At 64.1% G+C, this 19,891-nt stretch carries 19 protein-coding genes; 1 reads left to right on the forward strand and 18 read right to left on the reverse strand.

Translation table 11 applies throughout. From position 1 onward, the window contains the following. Positions 1-248 precede the first annotated feature (248 nt). The 6 genes from VF651_04170 to VF651_04195 all read right to left on the reverse strand — a co-directional run bounded on the left by VF651_04170 (position 249) and on the right by VF651_04195 (position 7,355). Positions 249-1,730, reverse strand: a complete 1,482-nt coding sequence (locus VF651_04170; GenBank protein HEX7964895.1) for a PPC domain-containing protein — start codon at positions 1,728-1,730, stop codon at positions 249-251. Positions 1,731-2,059: 329 nt separating this feature from the next. Then, positions 2,060-4,228, reverse strand: a complete 2,169-nt coding sequence (locus VF651_04175) for a DEAD/DEAH box helicase (protein ID HEX7964896.1) — start codon at positions 4,226-4,228, stop codon at positions 2,060-2,062. Beyond that, positions 4,228-5,076: a DUF1837 domain-containing protein gene (locus VF651_04180; GenBank protein HEX7964897.1), complete on the reverse strand. Its 849-nt coding sequence runs from the start codon at positions 5,074-5,076 to the stop codon at positions 4,228-4,230. Before VF651_04180 ends, VF651_04175 begins: the two co-directional genes overlap by 1 nt. A gap of 258 nt (positions 5,077-5,334) precedes the next feature. Continuing rightward, positions 5,335-6,054 carry a DUF899 family protein gene (locus VF651_04185; GenBank protein HEX7964898.1) on the reverse strand — a complete coding sequence of 240 codons (720 nt, stop codon included), beginning with the start codon at positions 6,052-6,054 and terminating at the stop codon, positions 5,335-5,337. A gap of 277 nt (positions 6,055-6,331) precedes the next feature. Further along, complete coding sequence (locus VF651_04190) at positions 6,332-6,997, reverse strand: aquaporin (protein HEX7964899.1); 666 nt, start codon at positions 6,995-6,997, stop codon at positions 6,332-6,334. Positions 6,998-7,115: 118 nt separating this feature from the next. Continuing rightward, complete coding sequence (locus VF651_04195) at positions 7,116-7,355, reverse strand: hypothetical protein (protein HEX7964900.1); 240 nt, start codon at positions 7,353-7,355, stop codon at positions 7,116-7,118. Between the two features lie 197 nt (positions 7,356-7,552). On the opposite strand from VF651_04195, the gene VF651_04200 reads away from it, so the two are divergent. After that, positions 7,553-8,353 carry a phosphoesterase gene (locus VF651_04200; protein ID HEX7964901.1) on the forward strand — a complete coding sequence of 267 codons (801 nt, stop codon included), beginning with the start codon at positions 7,553-7,555 and terminating at the stop codon, positions 8,351-8,353. A gap of 13 nt (positions 8,354-8,366) precedes the next feature. On the opposite strand, the gene VF651_04205 is transcribed toward VF651_04200, so the two are convergent. The 12 genes from VF651_04205 to VF651_04260 form a co-directional block, all read right to left on the reverse strand. Next, positions 8,367-9,029, reverse strand: a complete 663-nt coding sequence (locus VF651_04205) for an MIP/aquaporin family protein (protein ID HEX7964902.1) — start codon at positions 9,027-9,029, stop codon at positions 8,367-8,369. 132 nt (positions 9,030-9,161) lie between these two features. Next, entirely contained in the window at positions 9,162-9,659 is a 498-nt protein-coding gene (locus VF651_04210) for an arsenate reductase ArsC (protein ID HEX7964903.1), read from the reverse strand. A 6-nt stretch (positions 9,660-9,665) separates the two neighbouring features. Next, the gene (locus VF651_04215) at positions 9,666-10,163 is read right to left on the reverse strand and encodes an ArsI/CadI family heavy metal resistance metalloenzyme (GenBank protein ID HEX7964904.1); all 498 of its coding nucleotides are present in this window, start codon (positions 10,161-10,163) and stop codon (positions 9,666-9,668) included. Further along, entirely contained in the window at positions 10,129-10,509 is a 381-nt protein-coding gene (locus tag VF651_04220; protein ID HEX7964905.1) for a metalloregulator ArsR/SmtB family transcription factor, read from the reverse strand. Before VF651_04220 ends, VF651_04215 begins: the two co-directional genes overlap by 35 nt. A gap of 61 nt (positions 10,510-10,570) precedes the next feature. Then, positions 10,571-11,017 carry an arsenic resistance N-acetyltransferase ArsN2 gene (gene arsN2, locus VF651_04225; protein HEX7964906.1) on the reverse strand — a complete coding sequence of 149 codons (447 nt, stop codon included), beginning with the start codon at positions 11,015-11,017 and terminating at the stop codon, positions 10,571-10,573. A gap of 3 nt (positions 11,018-11,020) precedes the next feature. Continuing rightward, positions 11,021-11,899: an ADP-polyphosphate phosphotransferase gene (locus VF651_04230; GenBank protein HEX7964907.1), complete on the reverse strand. Its 879-nt coding sequence runs from the start codon at positions 11,897-11,899 to the stop codon at positions 11,021-11,023. A gap of 2 nt (positions 11,900-11,901) precedes the next feature. Continuing rightward, complete coding sequence (locus VF651_04235) at positions 11,902-16,227, reverse strand: DEAD/DEAH box helicase (protein HEX7964908.1); 4,326 nt, start codon at positions 16,225-16,227, stop codon at positions 11,902-11,904. Positions 16,228-16,302: 75 nt separating this feature from the next. Then, positions 16,303-16,593, reverse strand: coding sequence for a hypothetical protein (locus tag VF651_04240; GenBank protein ID HEX7964909.1), 291 nt, complete (start codon positions 16,591-16,593; stop codon positions 16,303-16,305). A 78-nt stretch (positions 16,594-16,671) separates the two neighbouring features. Beyond that, complete coding sequence (locus VF651_04245; protein ID HEX7964910.1) at positions 16,672-17,412, reverse strand: hypothetical protein; 741 nt, start codon at positions 17,410-17,412, stop codon at positions 16,672-16,674. Between the two features lie 14 nt (positions 17,413-17,426). Further along, positions 17,427-18,725: a hypothetical protein gene (locus VF651_04250; GenBank protein ID HEX7964911.1), complete on the reverse strand. Its 1,299-nt coding sequence runs from the start codon at positions 18,723-18,725 to the stop codon at positions 17,427-17,429. A 34-nt stretch (positions 18,726-18,759) separates the two neighbouring features. Then, on the reverse strand, positions 18,760-19,317 hold the full coding sequence (locus VF651_04255; GenBank protein ID HEX7964912.1) for a YceI family protein: 558 nt from the start codon (positions 19,315-19,317) through the stop codon (positions 18,760-18,762). Next, positions 19,314-19,886, reverse strand: a complete 573-nt coding sequence (locus tag VF651_04260; protein HEX7964913.1) for a cytochrome b — start codon at positions 19,884-19,886, stop codon at positions 19,314-19,316. The genes VF651_04255 and VF651_04260 overlap by 4 nt, the downstream gene beginning before the upstream one ends. Positions 19,887-19,891 lie beyond the last annotated feature (5 nt).

A 19,891-nucleotide genomic window follows, 5' to 3' on the forward strand; every position in this document is an offset into this window, starting at 1 on the left:
TCGGCAGGGCGTTGTCTGTAGCAGGGATGCGTACGTGCCGCGAAGCACAGGGATGTGCGAGAGCGGCGAGCGCGAGGACTCGCCTCGCCTTTTCGCTTCGCTTCCTGCTCCGCTCAAAGCCCACGGCGAACATCCATGTTCGCCGGCTCGGCGCATGCGCCGAGCCCTAGCCCTACCTTCGCTCGCGACGCTTTAGTATTCGAGTGATGAATCCGGCCGGCCTGGACGGCCGGCCGGACTCGTCTTTCTTACTGCGTGTTCAGGTTCACGTCGTCCAGCACGAACGAGGTCTGGTAGCTCGAGTCCTCGGTGCCGGTGAACTTCACCACCACGGCCTGGCCCTTGTAGGCACTCACGTCGTAGCTGTGCTGCGCGTAGCCGCTGGCCGCGTTGGCGTTGGAGAAGGTCGCCAGCGTCTTCAGCAGCGTGCCGCCGGTGCTGTAGAGCGCCACGGTGAGCTTGTCATACGCGGTGCTGCCGCTCTCGTCCGTGTCCACGTGCAGCCAGAAGCTCAAGGAGGCCGTGGTGAGGGTGGACGGCAGCGTCACCTGCTGGGAGGCGGTGTCCGTGTGGGTGGCGCCATAGCCGTCCATCCAGGCATCCCAGCTCCCCGCGTGGGGCGGCTCGCTGCTGCTGTTGCTCACCACGCCGCTGCTGATGGTCCACGGCGCCACGTTGGTGGAGCCGCCCTCGAAGCCCGGGTCGCCGATGAGCTGCGAACTGCCGCCGCCCCCGCCGCCGGCGCTATAGGAGCCCGTGAGGCTCACGCCGGAGAAGGCGGTGTAGCCATAGAGCATCACGTAGTAGGTGCCCGGCTGGGCGGTGGCGATGCTGCAGGTGGCGCTGCCGCCCGAGGGATACTGCCGGCAGTCGTAGGTGGCGGTGGTGGGGGCGGAGCCGAAGCGCACGTAGAGGTCGGCCGTGCCGCTGCCGCCGCTGGTGACGAACTTGAGGCCGGTGGCGCCGCTCGGCACCGCCAGGCTGAACTGGGTCTGGCTGCCGGCCGCGCCGGCGATGCCGGTCACCGGCACGCCGTTGCTCAGGGCCGTAGCGCCGCCGCCACCGCCTCCCCCGCCGCCGCTCGCCGAGCAGGAGGTGGGATTGAACTGGATGTCCAGCACCGGGTGGATCTCGATGCCGTTGGGCGCCACGCCGGTCTGGCCGTGAAGGAAGTCGAAGAAGCCGACGCCGTGGATGCAGACCGGCACGCTCACGGTCTTGAAGGAGCCGGTGGCGACGTACTTGTTGTCGAACTCGGCGCGGGCCACCTGCACGCCCGAGGTGAACGGGCTGCCGGAACCTACACAGGCGGGGTCCGGGATCTCCGCGATCATGGTGTTGCCGCTGGCGTCCTGGATCACCAGGTGATAGTCGGAGTCGTCCTCCAGCTTGTACTTGGTGAGCGTCGCGGAGAGTGCGTACTGGGTGGTCTCGGTGGGCGCGATGCGGTTGTTGGCGGGCAAGGTGGCGGGCTTGGCCAGCGCGCGCAGCCCGGCGATGGTCCCGGCGGTGCTGCTGTTGACGTCCACCAGCCCCTTGTCGGCATCGGTGCCGGTCTTGACCGACCAGCGCTCCACGCCGCAGTTGCCGGTGGAGGCGTTGGTGCTGTAGGCGAGGTTCTCGTTCTCCTCGGGGTCATGGCTGAAGTGGATGGAGCGGGCGGCGACGCCCGCGGTGGCTAGCACCACCAGGAATGCGAACAGAGACAAACGGACGTGCTGCTTGCGCATGGCAAGTCTCCTATGAGTTTGACGATCGGATACCCGAGGCCGCACCTTCCGTGGCGGCTGATTCCCTATTTATCCCGGGCAGGATTTAGCACAGGAACACGGCGGTCCCGCGTGTGATTTCACATGTTCAGAGACGAATTAAATTCGGAGGAATAACGAGAAGGAAAAGGCGGGATGCAGCGAATTTAATGCAGGGAAAGAGCCACGCAAGAGCCTGCCATTCTTGTCAGCAGGGCGACATTCCAGACATCGAAGCTGGTGCAGACGTCCCGGGAGGCGGCGCAGAAGTTGGGGCAACTCCCACAAGAAGACCGAGCACAGTTAAAAAATTATCCGAGGCCTATTGCTTCCCTTACCTTAGCCTGTTCATAAGAGCTCAAACCTAATGAACCTAAATCGGCATTTCTTAGAATTCTTATCAACTCGCTCCATGAGTTGGGTGTTGGCAACCTGTCCTGCAATTTTTGGGCTGCTGATGCAGGAATATCATATTCAAGCAATACAGCAAAAATTCCATTAGCAAAAGAATTCTCGATTGCAGTCGCAAAATATTCGTAGTTCCCTCCAGTTTGATTATGCTGTTTATAAACATAAGCTTGAATTTGCGAAATTGTAACTAACCACTTAGGCAACCTAAAATCGAACCATCTCCTAGTAATCATAAGCATGCGCTGAACAGTAACCTGTATTCTTTTCATTTCATCGGGATAGTTTTTTATACTCCACTCGCTTTCCAATTGACCTCGTATTAACCTCTTAACTGATTTTAACCTCCCATATTCTCGGGCTAGCAAAGCCAACTGCTGGGGAGAACTAACGCCATCAAAGGCATCTCGCTTCCCATAAAAATGCTTCCAACCCAACTCTAGTGCCGCGACTAACTCGTGATAACTTGGCCATCCTGTCCATGTAAGGTTTCTAAGTCTTCCAAAATTCTCGTGTAATTCGTTATAGAGCGCCACTTGCCCGGCCGCGCTGATACCAGGTGATTGGCGAATCAAATTAATTAGCCCTTCGTCCTGATTGGAGCAAAATTCTTCAATTCTTTTACCACTCGCCTCCTCAAGATCATCTTTTCTCAGCTGTAATAACAACTCGATTGGTGCATTTTTCTGATCAAATAGCGGGACATCAATGTCAAAGTCAGTCTGCGTAGGCATTGTCTGAAACTGATATACACGCCCCACATAGTATCGTTGCATTCTTCCAGACCGGCCGGCAATGTTTCTATAATCAAAGAAATCAATCGCCTTTTTCCCCTTCTTGTTGTCGTAAAGCACAACGTTCTTTGCAGAAGTATTAACACCTTCAATAAGTGTTGACGTACAAAATAGGACTCTTGTAAAACCCGAATTGAAAAGACTAACGATTGCACTCCCAAGGTGCCGCGGGACATTGCCATGATGAAATGCAATACCCTTTTTTAAAGTAGGTACCAAAGCCCATTGATCATGGACGTTATCAACAATCCACTCTATGACCTGCTCAGCTTCCGCGCTTTTGAGCTTTGTGTTGTCTTCCAATTCAAAACTTCTAGCGTACTCAGCCGCCAATCGCTCAGCCTTGTCAGGGGATGAACAATAAACGAGGGTTGGCTGATCCAGTGCATCTAGCAACTCAAACAGATCTTCTTCTCTCTCTGCTTGTTTTCCTCTTAATCGGCTAGGAGCGCCAACACTACTGATATCTACAGCAACGGTAGAAAACTCAGTTTTATATAATTGCGCCGTTGTTTTAGTTCTTAAATTCCCACTTACATCACTAACAGTAGGCCCGAGCATATAGAAATTATTTGTATGACCCAGCAATTTATATAGAGCCTGATTCAAAATGATTGAACGATCATCATCGCGACTTATGGAGAGTTTATAAAATTCATCGATAATGAAGAAATCAATCTTTGGGAAATGTTGGTATTCGACTACTCTCTCTGCCGTAAATAAGAATAAATTTTGTGCGTCACTAGGGAGCTGTCGCGTACTAACTATTAGAGCGTAGTCACTATATTTTGTTAACCTCTTCCTCGTTTCATCTAAAAGCGCGAGAGTGGGCTGCACTACCACAATATTTCTGTACTGGTCTGCCGCAATGATTTCATCAATCAATAGGCTTTTGCCAAAACTTGTAGGTGCAGCAAGAATAACGCTCTGACCACCCAACAATTTATCAATTACTTGGCGCTGCTCTTCGTGAAGAATAATTTGGGAATTACCAAATGACCTATGCGCTTCATATAACAGAGCATCTCGCAAACTTTCACCCGACTTTTTAAGATAAGGGAATAATCCCGCAGCCGCGATAACGCTAGCCCATAGTTCCTTGGTATCAGCGGGTACCAAATGATATTTATCCAAGATCCGAATCACTATTTCACGTGCAAAATGCTGATTTGCTCCGCGCAAGTTATTTGCGCATAGCCGTGCAATTTCAAAACTTGTATCGGAATTGATTTGCGCCTCGGAGAGAAGAGTTGCCTTAGCTTGCTCTAATGTTTCCATCAGAGATCCCTCCAAGCTTGGACCTTATCGTGAAGTGCAGTAACTAGTTCAGCTTTATTTTTAACTGGAAATAGAATCAAAATAACATTCAACTTTGTCTCGACTTTTTCTAATTCTTCAGAAAATTTCTTTTCTAATCTTTCTACTTCTGTATTTAAATCATTAGTAAACTTTTCGCATATATCTTCATTCCCATCGTAAGCACTGCCACTGTATGTGCATACACAAGGCACCCAAACTTCGTTGAGTATCTTGTCAAGAACTGTGTGCTGATGAAGTAGTTCTTTCCAATGTTGGATATCAGGCGTATCTTCAGCTATCCGATCTGAGAGCAGCAAGAATTCGCTTCGTAGATAGTCCGTCTTGAAATGTTCCACTATATCCTTGGCTAGTTCAGCAACGCCTGCGGCACCATCATCGTAAAGCTTCGATTCTCCAAGCCACAACTGTCGCTTCTCGCCTTTCACAAGTACATGCACGCCGTCGAACCCATGAACAGTTGCGTTCATTGAGTCTTTGAAATAAATCTTTGAAAGAAGAGGGACAGTCCCGACGAAATCACTTAGAAGCAGATGAAGAATTACTTCACCAAACTCACCTCTACGTTGATATTTATCGGTCTCGTATAGACGTTTCGCTGACTCTCGGACTCTGTATGTAAGATCTCGGTTCGCGACCGTTGTGACATTAGACCCAAAGACGAATTCCGGGATTACTCCAGTAATAATCTCTACCAGAGCGTCAAGACGGAATTGCTTTTGTTCGAAGCCAACGTAATAGACACGAAGCTTATCGGTGCACGAATGCTCCGTAATTACGCGGCTTGCATGAAGTATGTTATCGGCCACGCCTAGCCCTCCCTGCAGCGCGTCCGTATCCCCCGATATTCCCCGAACTTGAGTATAGAGGATGAATGCCTTTAGTTAGATCTTTTGCACACTTAATTAATACATCTCTACAGCTAATACAGGCGATGTCACTGAAAAAGCGTAGCGAGCGAAGGCGGAGCTAGGCGCGGCCCGCTCGCCGCTCCCGCACATCCCTGTGCTCCGCGGCACGTACGCATCCCTGCTACAGACAACGCCCTGGCGAGCGCAGTAGCTTTTTCAATAAGTGACCCTGGGGTACCAGTCGCGCCCCCTACCTTCAGGGGTAAGGTCCAATAGATTCCACAGCGGCCAGATGAGATCCACATGCCGGAAGTTCTGGCCCTTCTCGGCCTTCGCGAACATGAGCTCGCTGCCCCAGAAGTGGCGGACCTTGCCGTTCCGCTTCACGAACACGTTCATCATCGGCATCTGGTCGCCGGAGGCGTCCTCGCCGTGGTAGATGCGGTTGTAGCTGTTGTCGGCGGACGAGAGGAAACGCAGGTTGCGCCAGCCGCGGTTGCGGGCGAAGGTCATGATGCGCGGCAGCGGCGACTTGGCGACGATGGCGAGGTTGGCCCGCTGGTTCACGTGGCCCGCGGCGCCCTCCAGGGAGTCGATGATGGAGGTGCACATGGGACAGGGGTGCTCCATGGCGAGGCTGTACATGTAGTTGTAGAGGATCAGGGTGTCCTTGCCCGGCGCGAAGAGCTCCGAGAGGCGCACCTTGCGCATGCCCACCACCTCCGCGGCCTCGTCGAACACGAAGTCCTCCGGCACCTCTCCCCCCAAGGGCAGCTTGCGGCGCTGCTTCGCCACCTCTTCCACCTGGCGGCGCAGGGCGATCTCGGCTTTCAGCAGCTTGTCCCGCGCCTTGCGGTAAGCGGGGGTCTCGTTGGGGAAACGGCCGGCGGGCTTGGCGGACTTCTTGGTCTTCTTCTTGCGGGATTTCTGGACCATGCGAGGGCTCCAGGCATTCGGCATATGCCCTAGAGGATACATCTACCTTGCTTCGTGCATGAAAAAACTAAGAGACCTGGGTGGCTACGCCACCTTCCCCGCTATGCATCCTGCTTCGCGGGCAGCTAGGGGTGGGCCCTGTCGCTACGCATCCTGCTTCGCTCCCGGTCCAGGACACGCATCCCTGCGTGCCCGCTGGAAGCTGCGCTTCCAGCCCGTGCCCACCCATTCGGCCGGATGGTCCTGCCACCGGCAGGACCATAAAACACCGGCCTCACTAGTCTCCGAGTGCCCCGAAGCGCTTGCGGGCGCGGATGGCGAGCACCAGCGCCGCCAGCGCGAGGCATTGAGCCAGCAGGAAGCCCAGCGCATCCAGGGGCCGGATTCCGGCGCCGGTGTCCGTGAACATGCGCGCCACGGTCAGGGCCGGGTTCGCGACGGCGTGGGAGGGCGTGAACCAGGTGGCGGCCACGAGGTAGGCGCCCACCGCGTAGGCCACGGCCTGGGAGCGGGTCTCCCCCACCCGGTGGATGACGATGAGCAGTCCCAGGGTCGCGACCCACTCGGACCAGGCGAGCGTGAAGCCGGGCTGCGGGTGGGCCGAGAGCTGGAACAGCGGCAGCGCGAACAGCGAGTGAGTGAGCAGCACGCCGATGAGCGCGCCTCCGAACTGCACGGCGAGATAGGCCGGCAGGTGCTTCCACTCCAGCTCCTTCTGGCAGCACATGAGCACGCTGACCAGCGGGTTGAAGTAGGCACCCGAGACGGGATTGAGCGACAGGATCAGCGCCGAGATGCCGAAGCCCACGGCGAGCGAATCCGCCAGCACCACCTCGAAGCCGCCGCCGGCGAGGCGCGTGGCAGCGATGTCCGCGCCCGCGCCCACCAGGAACAGCAGCAGGGTGCCGATGAACTCGGCGATGAGTGCGTCGGAGAGGCGCATCGCCCGAGCATATCGCCACGGGCACGAAGGTCACGCCGGATTTCACCATAAGTCATAAAGACAAAGCCCCCGCCGATCCACCGGCGAGGGCTTTGGAAAAATGCGGAACCTGAAGCGCTCAACCGACGTTCACGGGCACCATGATGCCGCCGGCGCCCATGAGGGGATCCACGGGTGTGACCTGCATGGCTGCGACCATCGAGCGGGCCTTGCGGGCGCGGGCCTTCTTGCGGCCGGTCTTCTTGCCTGCCTTCCTGCGTCCGGCTTTCTTCTTGCCGGCCTTCTTCTTCCGGGCCGGGCGCTTCTTGCGGCTGGCCTTCTTCTTCCTGGAGGCGGTCTTCTTGCGTTTCTTGGCCATGGGCTTCTCCTGGAAAGGTGATTCTCCCGGTCACCGTATAACAGCATAGTTGCAGCCGGGTGACGGCCTCAAGCGGCGGCGCCCAGGCCTGGGGCAGCGGGGTTAAGACGAATCGGTGCGTTAAATGGGGGCTTGAGGGTCAAGACTCAGGCCATCTTCGGGATTCTGGCGCCGCTCCTGCGACCCTGGGAGCGGCGGTGAGAATCGGTATCGTCTCTGACCTGTACATAGACAAGCTCGGCAGCCCCCCGCTGCCGACGGAGATGCCGGACGTCATGGTGCTGGCCGGCAACATCGGCTGCGGCACCAAGGGCGTCGAATGGGCGGCCAGGACCTACACCTGCCCCGTCATCTACGTGCTGGGAAACTACTCTTACCGCAACCATGACCTCGCCGGCTTCGACGAGGAGCTGCGCGCAACCGCCTGGGGCTCGAACCTGCACCTGCTGCAGAACGACACGATCTTCATCCGCGGCATGCGCTTCATAGGCGCCACCCTGTGGACGGACTTCGCGCTGTTCGGCGACGCGGTGAGCGGGATGGTGGCGGCCGATAACCTCTGCGAGGACTACAAGTACATCCGCAACAGCGAGGGAAAGCCGGTCACGCCGGCCGATACGATGGCGCTGCATCGCCAGAGCGTGGATTACCTGTGGCGCACCGCGACGGATCCGTACGACGACGGCCACACCGTGATCGTCACCCATCACGCACCCTCGTCGCGTTCCATACCGGCCGGATACCAGGACGACCGGGCAGCCGCCTGCTTCGCCTCGAACCTAGATGAGCTCGTCATCGAGGCCGACGCCATGCTATGGGTGCATGCGGGAGTCTATGGGCCGGTGGATTACATGCTCGGGAACACCCGCGTGGTGGCGAACCCACGCGGCGTCCCCATGGGAAAGGGTCTGCGGGGAGTGGAGAATTTCAGGGCCGATTACACCCTGCAGATGCACGGCAATCCGAGGGAGGGCACGGGATGGTGGTCTTCGACGTGAGAGGGACGGGCATCTAGCCCGCCGTTTGCCGCCGGCCCGCGGACAAGGCTGCCCACATGACCAGCGCCGCCGCCGATTGCCCGGCGATGAACCCGGGCACATCCGCAGGCCTGATGCCGGTGAACGTATCCGTGAGGCTGCGCGCCACCGTGACGGCGGGGTTGGCGAAGGACGTGGAGGCCGTGAACCAGTAAGCCGCGGTGATCCAGCAGCCCACGGCGGCGGCCACCGCCGCGACCCCTTGTCGCGAGACGCAGTGGATGACGAGCAGCAGGCCCAGGGTGGCGATGCACTCGGACCACATGAGCGCGAGACCGGAGCGGGGCTTGCTCGCGCTCTCCAGCAGCGGCAGCGCGAACATGCCGTGGGTGACGATGACGCCCGCCACGGCACCGGTGGACTGCGCCAGCAGGTAGCCCGGCACGCGGCTCCAAGCGAGGTCGCCACGCGCCGCCATCATGAGGGTGACCAGGGGATTGAAGTGGGCGCCCGAAACGGGCGCGAAGACGAGGATCAATGCCGCCAGCCCCAAGCCGGTAGCCACGGAGTTGGCCAGCAGCGCTATGGCCGCGTTCCCGCCCGCGAGGCGCTCGCCCATGATGCCGGAGCCCACCACGACAGCCAATAGAAATGCGGTACCGAGGAACTCGGCGAGAAGCGCTTCTTTCAGTTTCATATATCCCCATAAAACGATGGATTTTGCTTACTGGCTAGGCGCGGGCGTCCCGAGGAGCCCGGAGCGTACTCTTCACGTACGTGAGGACTCCGAGTGGCGGCCGCAACGACGCCAGGAAGCAAAAGACGCGTTTTATTGCGCGCCTATCTCGGTAATGTGCTTCTGGATCGCCATGCGGTCGAGCTTGTCGAGCGGCAGGCTGGTGAACACCTCGATGCGGCGGCGCAGCGCCAGGAGCGTGTCCCGGAAGGCCTTGCGCTTGTCCTCGTCACTGCCCTGCACCGCCGCCGGATCCGGCAGGCCCCAGTGGGCGGTCATGGGCTGGCCCGGCCAGTAGGGACAAGGCTCCTGCGCCGCCTGGTCGCAGACGGTGAACACGAAGTCCATCCGTGGGGCGCCGGGTCGAGCGAACTCATCCCAGCTCTTGCTGCGCAGGCCCTCGATGGGAAAGCGGTTGTGCTTCAGGGTCTCCAGGCTGAAGGGGTTCACCTCGCCCCTGGGCTGGCTGCCGGCGCTGAAGCCGCGGAAGCGGCCGTGGTTCAGCGCCGGATGGTTCATGAGCGCCTCGCCCAGGATGGAGCGCGCGGAGTTGCCCGTGCAGAGGAACAGCACGTTGTAGGTCTTGGACACGGGACCTCAGGCGCAGCAGCCGGGCTTGCCGGCCTCGGAGGGCTTGCAGCAACCCGCGGTGGCGGCGGTCTCGGCCGCGCGGGCGGCCTGCTCCGGGGTGCAGCAGGCGGCGTCCGCCTCCTTCTCGTGGCCGCCGTAGACGGTGACGTCGCCGAAGGTGAAGAAGCTCTCCCAGCGGATGCCTTGGGGGTCCGCGGCCCAGTACTTGTCGGAGCGGGCATAGCAACAGGCGGTGTCGTGCTCGGCGTAGGCCACCGCTTCGGCGGCCATCAGCCGCTCGCCGATGGCTTCCAGCTCCGCCTTGTCCTCGGCCTGGATGCCGAGGTGGCTCAGGCCCGGGACCTGGCCGCGCCGGGAGATGGCGAAATTCACGCGCGGGTCTTCGAGCATCCACTTGGCGTAGTCACCCTTCTCCACCGTGGGGCCGGCGCCGAAGAGCGTGGAGTAGAAGCGGATGGACTGGGCGAGGTCAGCGACGGCGACGTGCACGTGCAGGCGTTTCATGTCTCTTCTCCTTGCGGGTCTTGGCGGGTACGGGAGCGCAGCCGCCGGCCACGCCGCAGTCGGCGCCCTGGCAGCAGTTCTCCGAGAGGTAGCCGATGAGGCCGTTCATGGCGGCGAAATCGGCGGTCTGATGCAGCGTGCGGCCCTCGCGCCGCTCCAGCACGAGGCCGGCATGGCGCAGGCCCGCGAGGTGGAAGGACAGCGTGGCGGGCGCGAGGTCCAGCCGCTCGCCTATGGTGCCCACCGGCAGGCCTTGCGGCCCCGCCTGCACCAGCAAGCGGTAGATCGCGAGGCGGCTCTCGTGGGCCAGGGCCCCGAGGGCGCGGATGGCGGTAGTTGATTCCATATTTCTAATAATATGGAAATATAACTGGAAGTCAAGAGCCGGAGCTGGAAGCCGCGCTCCGCTAGGGGATAAGGGTCTTGGCCATGAAGCTGGAGGAGCTGGGGCAGAGGCCGGCGAACTGCTCGGTGGCGGCGATGCCGGCGGGCGCCTCGCTGCGCGGGAGCTTGCGATAGTCCAGGCCGGCGAAGAACGCTTCCGCGGTGGTGGTGAGCAGGTACAGCTCCCGCACGCCCTCCTCCCGCGCATGGTCCTCCATGGCCTGCACCAGGCGCTTGCCCAGCCCCAGGCCGCGGTGCGCCTCGTCCACCGCCACGGAGCGCAGCAGGGCCGCCTCGCCCTGCACGTCCAGGCCCGCGCAGCCGACGAGCACGGGACCCAGATGCGCCACCTTGAAGTGCTCCAGCATCCCGGGGGTGATGTCCTCGGTGGAGAGATCCGCCGCTTCCAGCAGCAGGCCCATCGTGGCCTCGTCATGGGAGCTGAACGGTGCGAGGACGATCTCTGACATGGCTCAAGCCCCTTTCTTCGAGAGTTGCTTGCGGGCGGCCTTGAGCTCCTTGCGCCGCCCGGCATCCAATTTAGGGTAGCTCATCTTGAGTCCCGCCAGGGTGTCCACCGCCACCTGGGAGATGAGCAGGCGCGCGTTCTCCTTGTCGTCCGCCGGGATCACGTACCAGGGCGCGTCCTTGGTGCTGGTGGCGGCGAGGCAGTCGGCATAGGCCCGCATGTAGTCCTTCCAGTGCCCGCGCTCCTCGAGGTCATCCGGGTTGAACTTCCAGTTCTTCTGGGGATCGTCCAGGCGCGCCAGGAGGCGCTTGCGCTGCTCTTCCTTCGAGAGGTGCAGGTAGAACTTCACCACGCGGGTGCCGTCCTCGTGCAGGTGGCGCTCGAACTCGCGGATGGCGTGGTAGCGCTCCGCCCAGAAGACCTGGTCCACCTTCCTGGCCTTCACGCCTTCGCCCCGCAGCAGCTGCGGGTGCACGCGGGTGACCAGCACCTCCTCGTAGTAGGAGCGGTTGAAGATGCCGAGGTACCCGCGCTCCGGCAGGTCGCGGCTGGCGCGCCACAGGAAGTCGTGCTTGAGCTCCTCTTCGCTGGGCCGCTTGAAGCTGCGGATGTGGCAGCCCTGGGGGTTCACGCCGGACATGACGTGGCTGATGGCGCCGTCCTTGCCGGCGGCGTCCATGGCCTGGAAGATGAACAGCACCGCGTAGCGCTCCGAGGCATAGAGCAGCTGCTGCAGCTCGCTCAGGCGGCTCACGTGGGACTCGAGAATCTCGCGGTAGCGCTGGGTGGAGCCGTACACGGGCTCGATGCGGGTGGGCCAGTCCTCGAGGTCCAGCTTCCCGCCGGGTTTGACCCTGAGACCCTTGGTCTTGATCGCCGCCACGCTCACTGCACTCCGCGGGGTCCCCAGGGCTGGCGCCGGCGCGTGAGGTGATTACGCAGCTCCCACTCCTGTTCAGGCGCGGTGTGTTCGAGGAACTTCACTTCCTCCGCCACCTGCACCGCCACGGGCACGCCGTCCTGGTACAGCACGCGGTTCTCCCCCACCACCGGCACGCGCTGGCCCGGCGTCACGATGCCCACGAGGTTGAGCGCGTCCGCCGCGGAGACGGAGACGAGTTCGCCGATCTTCTCCCGGCGGCGGGTCTCGCGCAGGGCACCCACCGCGTCCGGCAGCGCGAACTGCTCGCCGGCGAAGCCGTCCACGAAGCGGCCGCCGCGCACTTCGCCGCGAGCCTCCAGTCTCCTATATATGTAGAGGAGATCCCGCCAGGGCGGGAGCGCACTCTCCCGCTCCAATACTTTCCGGAACACCACGCCGTAGCGGCGCAGGAGCACGTCCGCCAGGTGGGTGAGCGCCTCGGCGTCGGCGCCCGCGCCCTCGCCGGCCACCGCCTGGCGCGGCACCAGGGCCCAGCGGCCCGCCTCGTCCACCCCCGGCGCCTGGCCGCGGCGCATGCGGTAGCGGGTGGAGTGCGAGAGGGTGGGCCGCTTGCTCGCGGGCGTGATGAGCGCGCGCAGGCCGGCGAAGGTGTCGGCGGCCGCGAGGCCCCAGGCGGTGAGTTCGGCCAGCGCCTGCTCCACCTGGGTCCGCAGCAAGCCCGTGATGCGGGTGATGTCAGAGAAGAACAGCGCGCCGTGGCTGCGCAGCGCGTCGTGCACCGCGCGGGCGCCGTGGCTCAGGTTGATGGCCCCCACGTCCGGCATCTCAGCCAGGGTGCGCCAGTGCTGGAGCGCATCTCTTTCGACGAAAGCTATAGGCGTGCCGCGCACGGGACCGGCGCGGCGCTCCTCGTCCGTGGCGCGGGGCGGGACCAGGCGCATCCAGGCGACGCTGCCGCCGGCGCAGAGCTGGTCCAGCATGTAGGGCGCGTAGTCCAGCACCCGGGCCGGCAGGATGTCCTGCTCCCAGGCGGAGGCCGGCGCGGAGAAGCCCGAGAGCTGCTCGAGAGCCGCGGCCAGCGCCGCCTGGCCTTCGGTGCGCTCGGCACCGACGCCGTGCCAGTCGAAGAGGAACCTGAGGTAATCGGCCGGCGTGACCGGCTCGATCTCGCTGCGAAGGCGCTTCAGCGTGTAGCGGTGGATGCGCGCCAGCAGGCGGCGCTCGCACCACTCGGTCTCGGTGGCGCCCGCCGTATATTTGCCGCGCATGACGCCGCCTTCCGCTTCCAGGGCGAGGAGCGCCGAATCGATCTCGGATGAGGCGAGGCCCATCAGTGCGGCCAGGGCCGCTGCCGTCACGGGGCCGGAGCCTTCCAGGCGGCTCCTCACCAGCTCCCGCAGCGCGTCTTCCCGCGCGGGCAGCGGGTCTTCCGTGAGCGGGGCCAGCGCGGGCTCGAGGTCCGCGTCCGGGAACACCGAGAGGAACTCGTGCAGGCGCTCCGCCGCCACCCACAGGATGGGGCCGGTCTGCAGGCGTGCCCGCGCGGCCCGGTTGGCCTGGCGCAGGGTATCGAAGAGGTTGGTCCACCCGAAATCGAGAGCGTCGCCGGGGTTGCCGCGCTTGCCCTCTTCCTCTGTCAGGAATCCGAGCACCACCAACGCATCGTGCAGCTCGTCGGCATCCCGCGCCGTGGGCCACACTTCGTCGCGTACGCCGCGGATGGCGTCCGGGTCCAGTTCCGCGAGGGAACCCGCCTCTTCCAGGCTCATCATGCCGCGGGACTGCACCGCGAGGGTCTTGCGCTCTTCCATGGGCGCGTCGTCCAGGAACGCGTAGGGACGCGCGGAGAGGATCTCCTGGGCGAGGGGCGAAGGCGCCGCGAGGTCCCGCGCCACCACTTTCAGCTCGCCGGTCTGCAGCCGCTCCAGGATGCGCATGAAGCCGTCCGCGTCCATGAGCTCGTGCATGCAGTCCTTGAGGGTCTGCTGCACCAACGGATGATCCGGCACCTCGCGGGCGCCGGCCAGGTTCTCGGGGCAGGCGAGCTGGTCCGGGAACACCACTGAGACCAGGTCCTCCGCGTCCGCCCGCTGGAAGGCCGGCGGGTTGCGGTGGCCGTTGCGGTTGCGCCGCACCGCGAGCGCGGTGGTGGCGACCCAACGCCAGCGGGTGCCGAACATGGGCGCCTGCAATATGGCTTGCGTCAGCACGTCCATGGCCGAAGAGGGATGCAGGTACTTGGCCGGCTCCTCCAGCGGGAAGCTGTGGGTGGCGCCCAGGGACAGGACGATGGTGTCCTCCAGGGCGGCGGCCTGCAGCTCGAAGTTGAACTTGCGGCAGAAGCGCTTGCGCAGGGAGAGGCCCCAGGCGCGGTTCACCCGCGCGCCGAAGGGCGAGTGGATCACGAAGTGCTGGTCGCCCGCCTCGTCGAAGAAGCGCTCGAAGATGACCTGGTCTTGCGTGGGCAGCGTGCCGAGCGCGGCGCGGGCGGCGGTGAGATACTCGCAGAGCTGCTGCGCCGCCACGTCGTTGCCCGTCATGCCCTTGAGCCAGGGCAGGATGTCCTCGCCGGCACCCAAGCGGCGGTCCGCCTCGGCGCGCAGGCGCGAGACGGCTTGCGACATCTCGCCGGTGCGGGCCGGCGCCTCGCCCACCCAGAACGGGATGGTGGGCGGCTGGCCGCGGGCGTCCTCGACGAGCATGCGGCCGGTCTCGACCTTCACCACCTTGTAGCTGGTGTTGCCGAGCTGGAAGATGTCGCCGGGGATGCTCTCGAAGGAGAAGTCCTCGTTGAGGGTGCCGATGCGCAGGCCCGAGGGCACCAGCACCACGTCGTAGTCGAACTGGTCGGGGATGGCGCCGCCGTTGGTGACGGCGATGAGCTTGGCGCCGCGCCGGCCGCGCAGCTTGCCGTTCACCTTGTCCCGGTGCAGGTGCGCGCTGCGCCGCCCACGGCGGGTGGAGAAGCCGTCCGCCAGCATCTGCAGCAGCTCGCCGTAGTCTTTCTCGCTCAGGTCCCGGAAGGGCCAGGCGCGGCGGAAGGTCTCATAGAGCGCCGCCTCGCCCCACTCACGGCAGGCCACTTCCGCCACGATCTGCTGGGCCAGCACGTCCAGCGGGGTGTCCAGGACTTTCAGCGTGTCCAGCTCGCCCCGGTGCACGGAATCCAGCAGCGCCGTGCAGTCGACGAGGTCGTCGCGGCTCAGGGGGAAGATGCGCCCCTCCGGCACCGCGCCCACGCCGTGGCCGGAACGGCCGACCCGCTGCAGGAAGGTGCTGATGCTGCGGGGCGAGCCGAGCTGGCAGACCAGGTCCACGTCGCCGATGTCGATGCCGAGCTCCAGGGAGGCGGTGGCCACCAAGGCCTTCAGCTCGCCGCGCTTCAAGCGCTGCTCCGCGTCCAGCCGGTGCGCCCGCGCCAGGGAGCCGTGGTGGGAGGTGACCAGGTCCTCGCCGATGCGCTCCGCCAGGTGGCGCGCCACCCGCTCCGCCTGGCGGCGGTTGTTGGAGAAGATGAGCGTGGTGCGGTGGGACTTCGCGAGCTCCGCGAGGCGGTCGTAGATCTCGGCCCACACCTCGTGGGCCATGACGGGCGTGAGCGGCGAGCGCGGCATCTCGAGATGCAGCTCGCGCTTGCGCACGTGGCCGGTGTCGATGACGTTGCAGTCCTGCCCCGCGCCCGTGAGGAAGCGCGCCACTTCCTCGATGGGCTTCTGTGTCGCCGAGAGGCCGATGCGCACCGGCGGCTTGGGCGTGAGGGCCGCGAGGCGCTCGAGCGACAGCGCCAGGTGCGCGCCGCGCTTGTTGCCGGCCAGGGCGTGGATCTCGTCCACGATGACCGTCTTCACGGTGGAGAGCAGCTTCCTCCCGGAGTCGGAGGTGAGCAGGATGTACAGGGACTCGGGGGTGGTGACCACGATGTGGGGCGGCTCGCGGCGCATGCGCTCGCGCTCCGCCTGGGGCGTGTCGCCGGTGCGCACCCAGGCGCGCACTTCCACGTCCGGCAGGCCCTGGGCGAACAGCTCGTTGCGGATGCCCTCCAGGGGCGGCTGCAGGTTCTTCTGCACGTCGTTGGAGAGGGCTTTCAGCGGGGATATATAGAGGACGTGGCACTCGTTGCCGAGGCCGCGCTCGATCCCCTCCCTTATCAGGCCGTCGATCGCAGACAGGAACGCGGCGAGGGTTTTGCCGGAGCCTGTGGGCGCGGCGATGAGCGTGTGCTTGCCGGCGCCGATGGCAGCCCAGGCCTGGGCTTGCGCCCCGGTGGGCGCGGGGAAGGTCTGGCGGAACCAGGCTGCGGTGGCTGGGTGAAAGCGGTCCAGAGACATCCCGTCCATGATACGCCACCCGTCAAGGGACCCCGGCACCCGGCGTCAGCCGGGGGCCGGGGCTGAGCTTAAGGCTCAGTGCGCAGCCTGTTCCTTCTGGACGTCCTCGTAGGTGCGGAACGTGCCGTCCAGCTGGGCGCAGGTCTCGGAGCTCACCTCTTCGATGAAGCCCTGGCCCTTGCAGCCGTTCATGCCCTTGCAGCCGCTGTGGGCGGTCTTGCAGCTGCTCTTGCCCTTGCAGGCGTTCACGCCGAAACAGGCGCCGAGCTTGCTGGAACCCGCGTCGGCCTGGGCCGCGAGCGGCGCGAGGGCGAACAGGCCGGCAGCGGCGGCGGCGAACATCAATCCACGTGCTTTGCGATCCAAGTCATGTCTCCTGGGTTGGGGGTGCGCCGGGACGCGCGCAGCGTCCCGGCGAGAGACTGGACCCGGAGCGGCGGAGGATTATTTCGGCTGGGAGGGCGGCGCCGCGGCGGCGGCCTTCTTCTGCTCCGCCAGCACGGACTTCAGGCACTTGCGGTAGTAGTCCGAGAGGCGGTTCATGGCGGGGATGCTCAGGGTGCCGGAGGGCAGGCCGCGGTTCTCGCACACGGCGTCCACGCTTCGCGCGCCGATCTCGTCGCGGAAGTCCGGGTTCACCACCATGTCGTAGGCCCGGTCCAGCCAGTCGTTCATGCCTCTATAGACGGCGTTCAACTGCTTCACCGCCTGCTGCTCGTGCAGGTTCCAGTCGCTGGCGGTCTGGTTGGCCTGGGCGTACCGGGCGTCCAGGCTGTCCTGCTCCGCCTTGAGGGCGGCCGCGTCGGCATTGAGGTCGCCGGTCTGCTGGTTCAGGCCTTGGGCGGTGTTCTTGCAATCGTTGGCATGGCCGCTGCTGTTGCTGCCGTTGGCGCAGTCCTGCTGGGCGGATTTGAGGCGCGCGGACTGCTGCTGCGCCTGCTGGTTGTGGGCCACGCCGCGCTGGTTGATCTCAGCCTGGCGCTGCAGGATCGCGTTCTGCGCCGCGTCGATCTCCTCCTTCTGCTTGAGCAGCGCCTTCTGCACACCCTCCCACTTGGCGCGCTGCTTGGCGAGGCCGTCGGATTCCTTCGCCAGGGTCTCGAGCTTGGCTTGCAGCTCCGGCGGCAGGGCCGCGTGTGCGGCGACCGGCAGCAGCAGGATGAGGGCCAACAGGATGGGGCGCATGGCTTGTCTCCGTCTCAGGTGTTCTTGCGGGCGCCGCTGAGCGCCCGGTGCAGGGCCGCGATGCGCGGCGCCCAGGGATGGCCGGCGCGGGCCGTGAGCGGCGCGAGCAGCGACAGGGCCGCGGCGTCTTGCCGCTGCTGCACCAGGGCCTGGGCCTTGAGGAACTGCAGCGACACCGCCTCGTCGCTGCCGGGGCGCCCGGCCTGTACGTTGGCGTCCAGGCGAGCGAACAGCGGCAGGCGCTTGTCGCGCAACGCCTCCTCTGCCAGCGGCACCGTCAATGCCGGCGGCTGCGGGAGGTATCCCTTCGAGACATCCAGGCAGCGCTCGCAGATGTCCAGCGCCCGGCCGTAGCGCTTCTCCCGAGCCAGCAACTGGATCAGGCGCGTGCCCTGCAGCAGCGAGAGGGCGTCCTCATGGCGCTGGCGCAGCGCGTCGAAGAGGTCTTCGTGGAAGCTGCGCGGGTTCGCGAGCGCCGCGCCCTCCTCCGCCATGAGCGCGTCGCGGGCCGCCTGGGGCTCGTGGGCGGCGAGGTGCTTGTCGATGCGTGCGAGCAATCCCTTGAAGCGTTCGGCCTGGTCCAGGGCGGCCTGCAGCTCCGGCGTCATGCGCTGCACCGAGACCGCGAGGCCGATGTCGTCCTGGCGGTGGTAGGCCACGTAGCCGATGAGGTGACAGACGAAGAGCAGCATGTAGACCATGAGCATGCCGCCCACCACTCCCGCCACCTGGCCGGAGAGCACCGCCACGAGCCATGCCACCGCCGCCATGAGCAGGCTGGCGAAGAGGTACGGCAGGCCCGTGAGCCAGGCGAAGCGCAGCGTGCTCCAGGGATTCAGTGTCGAGAGCAGGTCCGGCTGCAGCGCCACGGAAGCGAGGAAGGCCGGGAAGAGGTAGACGCCCGCGATGAAGATGGCGACGCCCCAGCCGCTGCGCAGGTGCGCCAGGGTGAGCAGCAGGAGCGTGGCGAGGTAGAGCACCAGCAGGGCGAGCCTGAGCTTCTCGCCCTGGAACAGCACTTCCGTACCGAGGGGCGGCGGCGTGGCATGGCCGGTGGCGGTGCGCTCCACCACGCCCATGGCGTAGTAACCCATCCAGCCGAACAGCACGCCCGCGAGGGCGAGGCCGAATATCCCGGCGTAGCCCGCGAGCCAGATCAGGGCGCCCATGATGATGACGATGTAGAGCGCGTAGCCGCTGACGGGATAGAGGAGCAGCTTGGGCAGGTAGCGCCACAGCTCCGGCGTCGCCACCATGAGCCGGTCCGCCTCCGGATCGTAGAGGCGGAACTCGCGCGCGTCGGATTCGGTCATGCCCCTGTCCCGCTGGTCCCCGGGACTTAAGAGTCTACCGGTCCGCGGGCACGAAGTTGACCGAGAACACGAGGTCCACCGGATCGCCGACCCACTGGGTATCGCCCCACTCGCCCTGGCCGATGCCGTAATCCAGGCGCTTCAGGGTGAGCTTCGCCTCCAGGCGGGCCTGCTTGCCGTCCGCCGCCGGCGCGAAGCTGAAGGGCACGGTGACGGGCCTGGTCACGCCGCGCACCGTGAGCTTGCCGGTGACGCTGTAACGGCCGGGCGAGACCTGCTTGAGGGAATCGCTGGTGAACCTGGCCTGCGGCCAGCGGGGCTGGTCGAAGAAGTCCTCGCCCTTAAGGGCGTCGTCCATCTCCGGCAGGCCCGTGTCCACCGAGCCCACGTCCACCTGCACTTCCAGTTTGTTCCGGGCGGCATCCTTCGGGTCCAGGCACAGGCTCGCGGTGTAGCTCTTGAACTCGCCGGGGAACGGCGCGCCGGCCTGGCTCGCGCTGAACACGAGGCTCTTGGGCGAGGGCACCGGCTTCCAGCAATCCGCGTGGGCGGCACCGGCGCAGAGGATCAGGCACAAGCACAGGTATCTCACGGTCTCTCCTCGCCGCCGAAGGGCAGCATGCGGCGCAACACGCCATCCTTCACTATCAATTCATGCCAGAACGCCGCCGCCGCGTGCAGCGAGGCCACCGCCAGCAGCGTCCAGGCCAGGGCCATGTGCAGCGCCTTGGCGGACTTCGCCAGCGCCGGGTCCGGCCCCACCAGGTCCGGCAGGTTGAACAGGAAGAACCAGCGCACCGTGAGGTTGGAGGCGGAGGACGAGATCCAGCCGACGACCGGTATCACCAGCAACAACGCGTAGAGCAGCACGTGGCTGACATGGGCGAGGCACCGCTGCCAGGTGAGCATGTGGGCCGGCAGCGGCGGCGCGGGGGAATAGAAGCGCCAGGCGAGGCGCAGCAGCACCAGCGCGAACGCGGTGACGCCGATGGATTTATGTAAGGTGAGGAGCTTGAGGCGCAAGAGGCTCACGGGCAGGTCGTGGGCATAGCTGCCCACCAGGAACTGCACGATCACTAGCACCACGATGAGCCAGTGGAAGCCCTGGGCCACGCTGCCGAAGCGGATCGCAGAATTGCGAAGCGGAATAATGCCTGCCACCCTCC

Source organism: Gammaproteobacteria bacterium (assembly GCA_036383255.1).
Classification (GTDB): Bacteria; Pseudomonadota; Gammaproteobacteria; order Natronospirales; family REEB76; genus DASUBN01.

Bases quoted from the DNA above. Each gene is read 5' to 3' on its own strand.
- VF651_04185 (HEX7964898.1), bottom strand. From the start codon at position 6,054: ATGGTCCAGAAATCCCGCAAGAAGAAGACCAAGAAGTCCGCCAAGCCC.
- VF651_04205 (HEX7964902.1), bottom strand. From the start codon at position 9,029: ATGAAACTGAAAGAAGCGCTTCTCGCCGAGTTCCTCGGTACCGCATTT.
- VF651_04245 (HEX7964910.1), bottom strand. From the start codon at position 17,412: ATGCGCCCCATCCTGTTGGCCCTCATCCTGCTGCTGCCGGTCGCCGCA.
- VF651_04170 (HEX7964895.1), bottom strand. From the start codon at position 1,730: ATGCGCAAGCAGCACGTCCGTTTGTCTCTGTTCGCATTCCTGGTGGTG.
- VF651_04215 (HEX7964904.1), bottom strand. From the start codon at position 10,163: ATGAAACGCCTGCACGTGCACGTCGCCGTCGCTGACCTCGCCCAGTCC.
- VF651_04235 (HEX7964908.1), bottom strand. From the start codon at position 16,227: ATGTCTCTGGACCGCTTTCACCCAGCCACCGCAGCCTGGTTCCGCCAG.
- VF651_04195 (HEX7964900.1), bottom strand. From the start codon at position 7,355: ATGGCCAAGAAACGCAAGAAGACCGCCTCCAGGAAGAAGAAGGCCAGC.
- VF651_04250 (HEX7964911.1), bottom strand. From the start codon at position 18,725: ATGACCGAATCCGACGCGCGCGAGTTCCGCCTCTACGATCCGGAGGCG.
- VF651_04175 (HEX7964896.1), bottom strand. From the start codon at position 4,228: ATGGAAACATTAGAGCAAGCTAAGGCAACTCTTCTCTCCGAGGCGCAA.
- VF651_04190 (HEX7964899.1), bottom strand. From the start codon at position 6,997: ATGCGCCTCTCCGACGCACTCATCGCCGAGTTCATCGGCACCCTGCTG.
- VF651_04220 (HEX7964905.1), bottom strand. From the start codon at position 10,509: ATGGAATCAACTACCGCCATCCGCGCCCTCGGGGCCCTGGCCCACGAG.
- arsN2 (HEX7964906.1), bottom strand. From the start codon at position 11,017: ATGTCAGAGATCGTCCTCGCACCGTTCAGCTCCCATGACGAGGCCACG.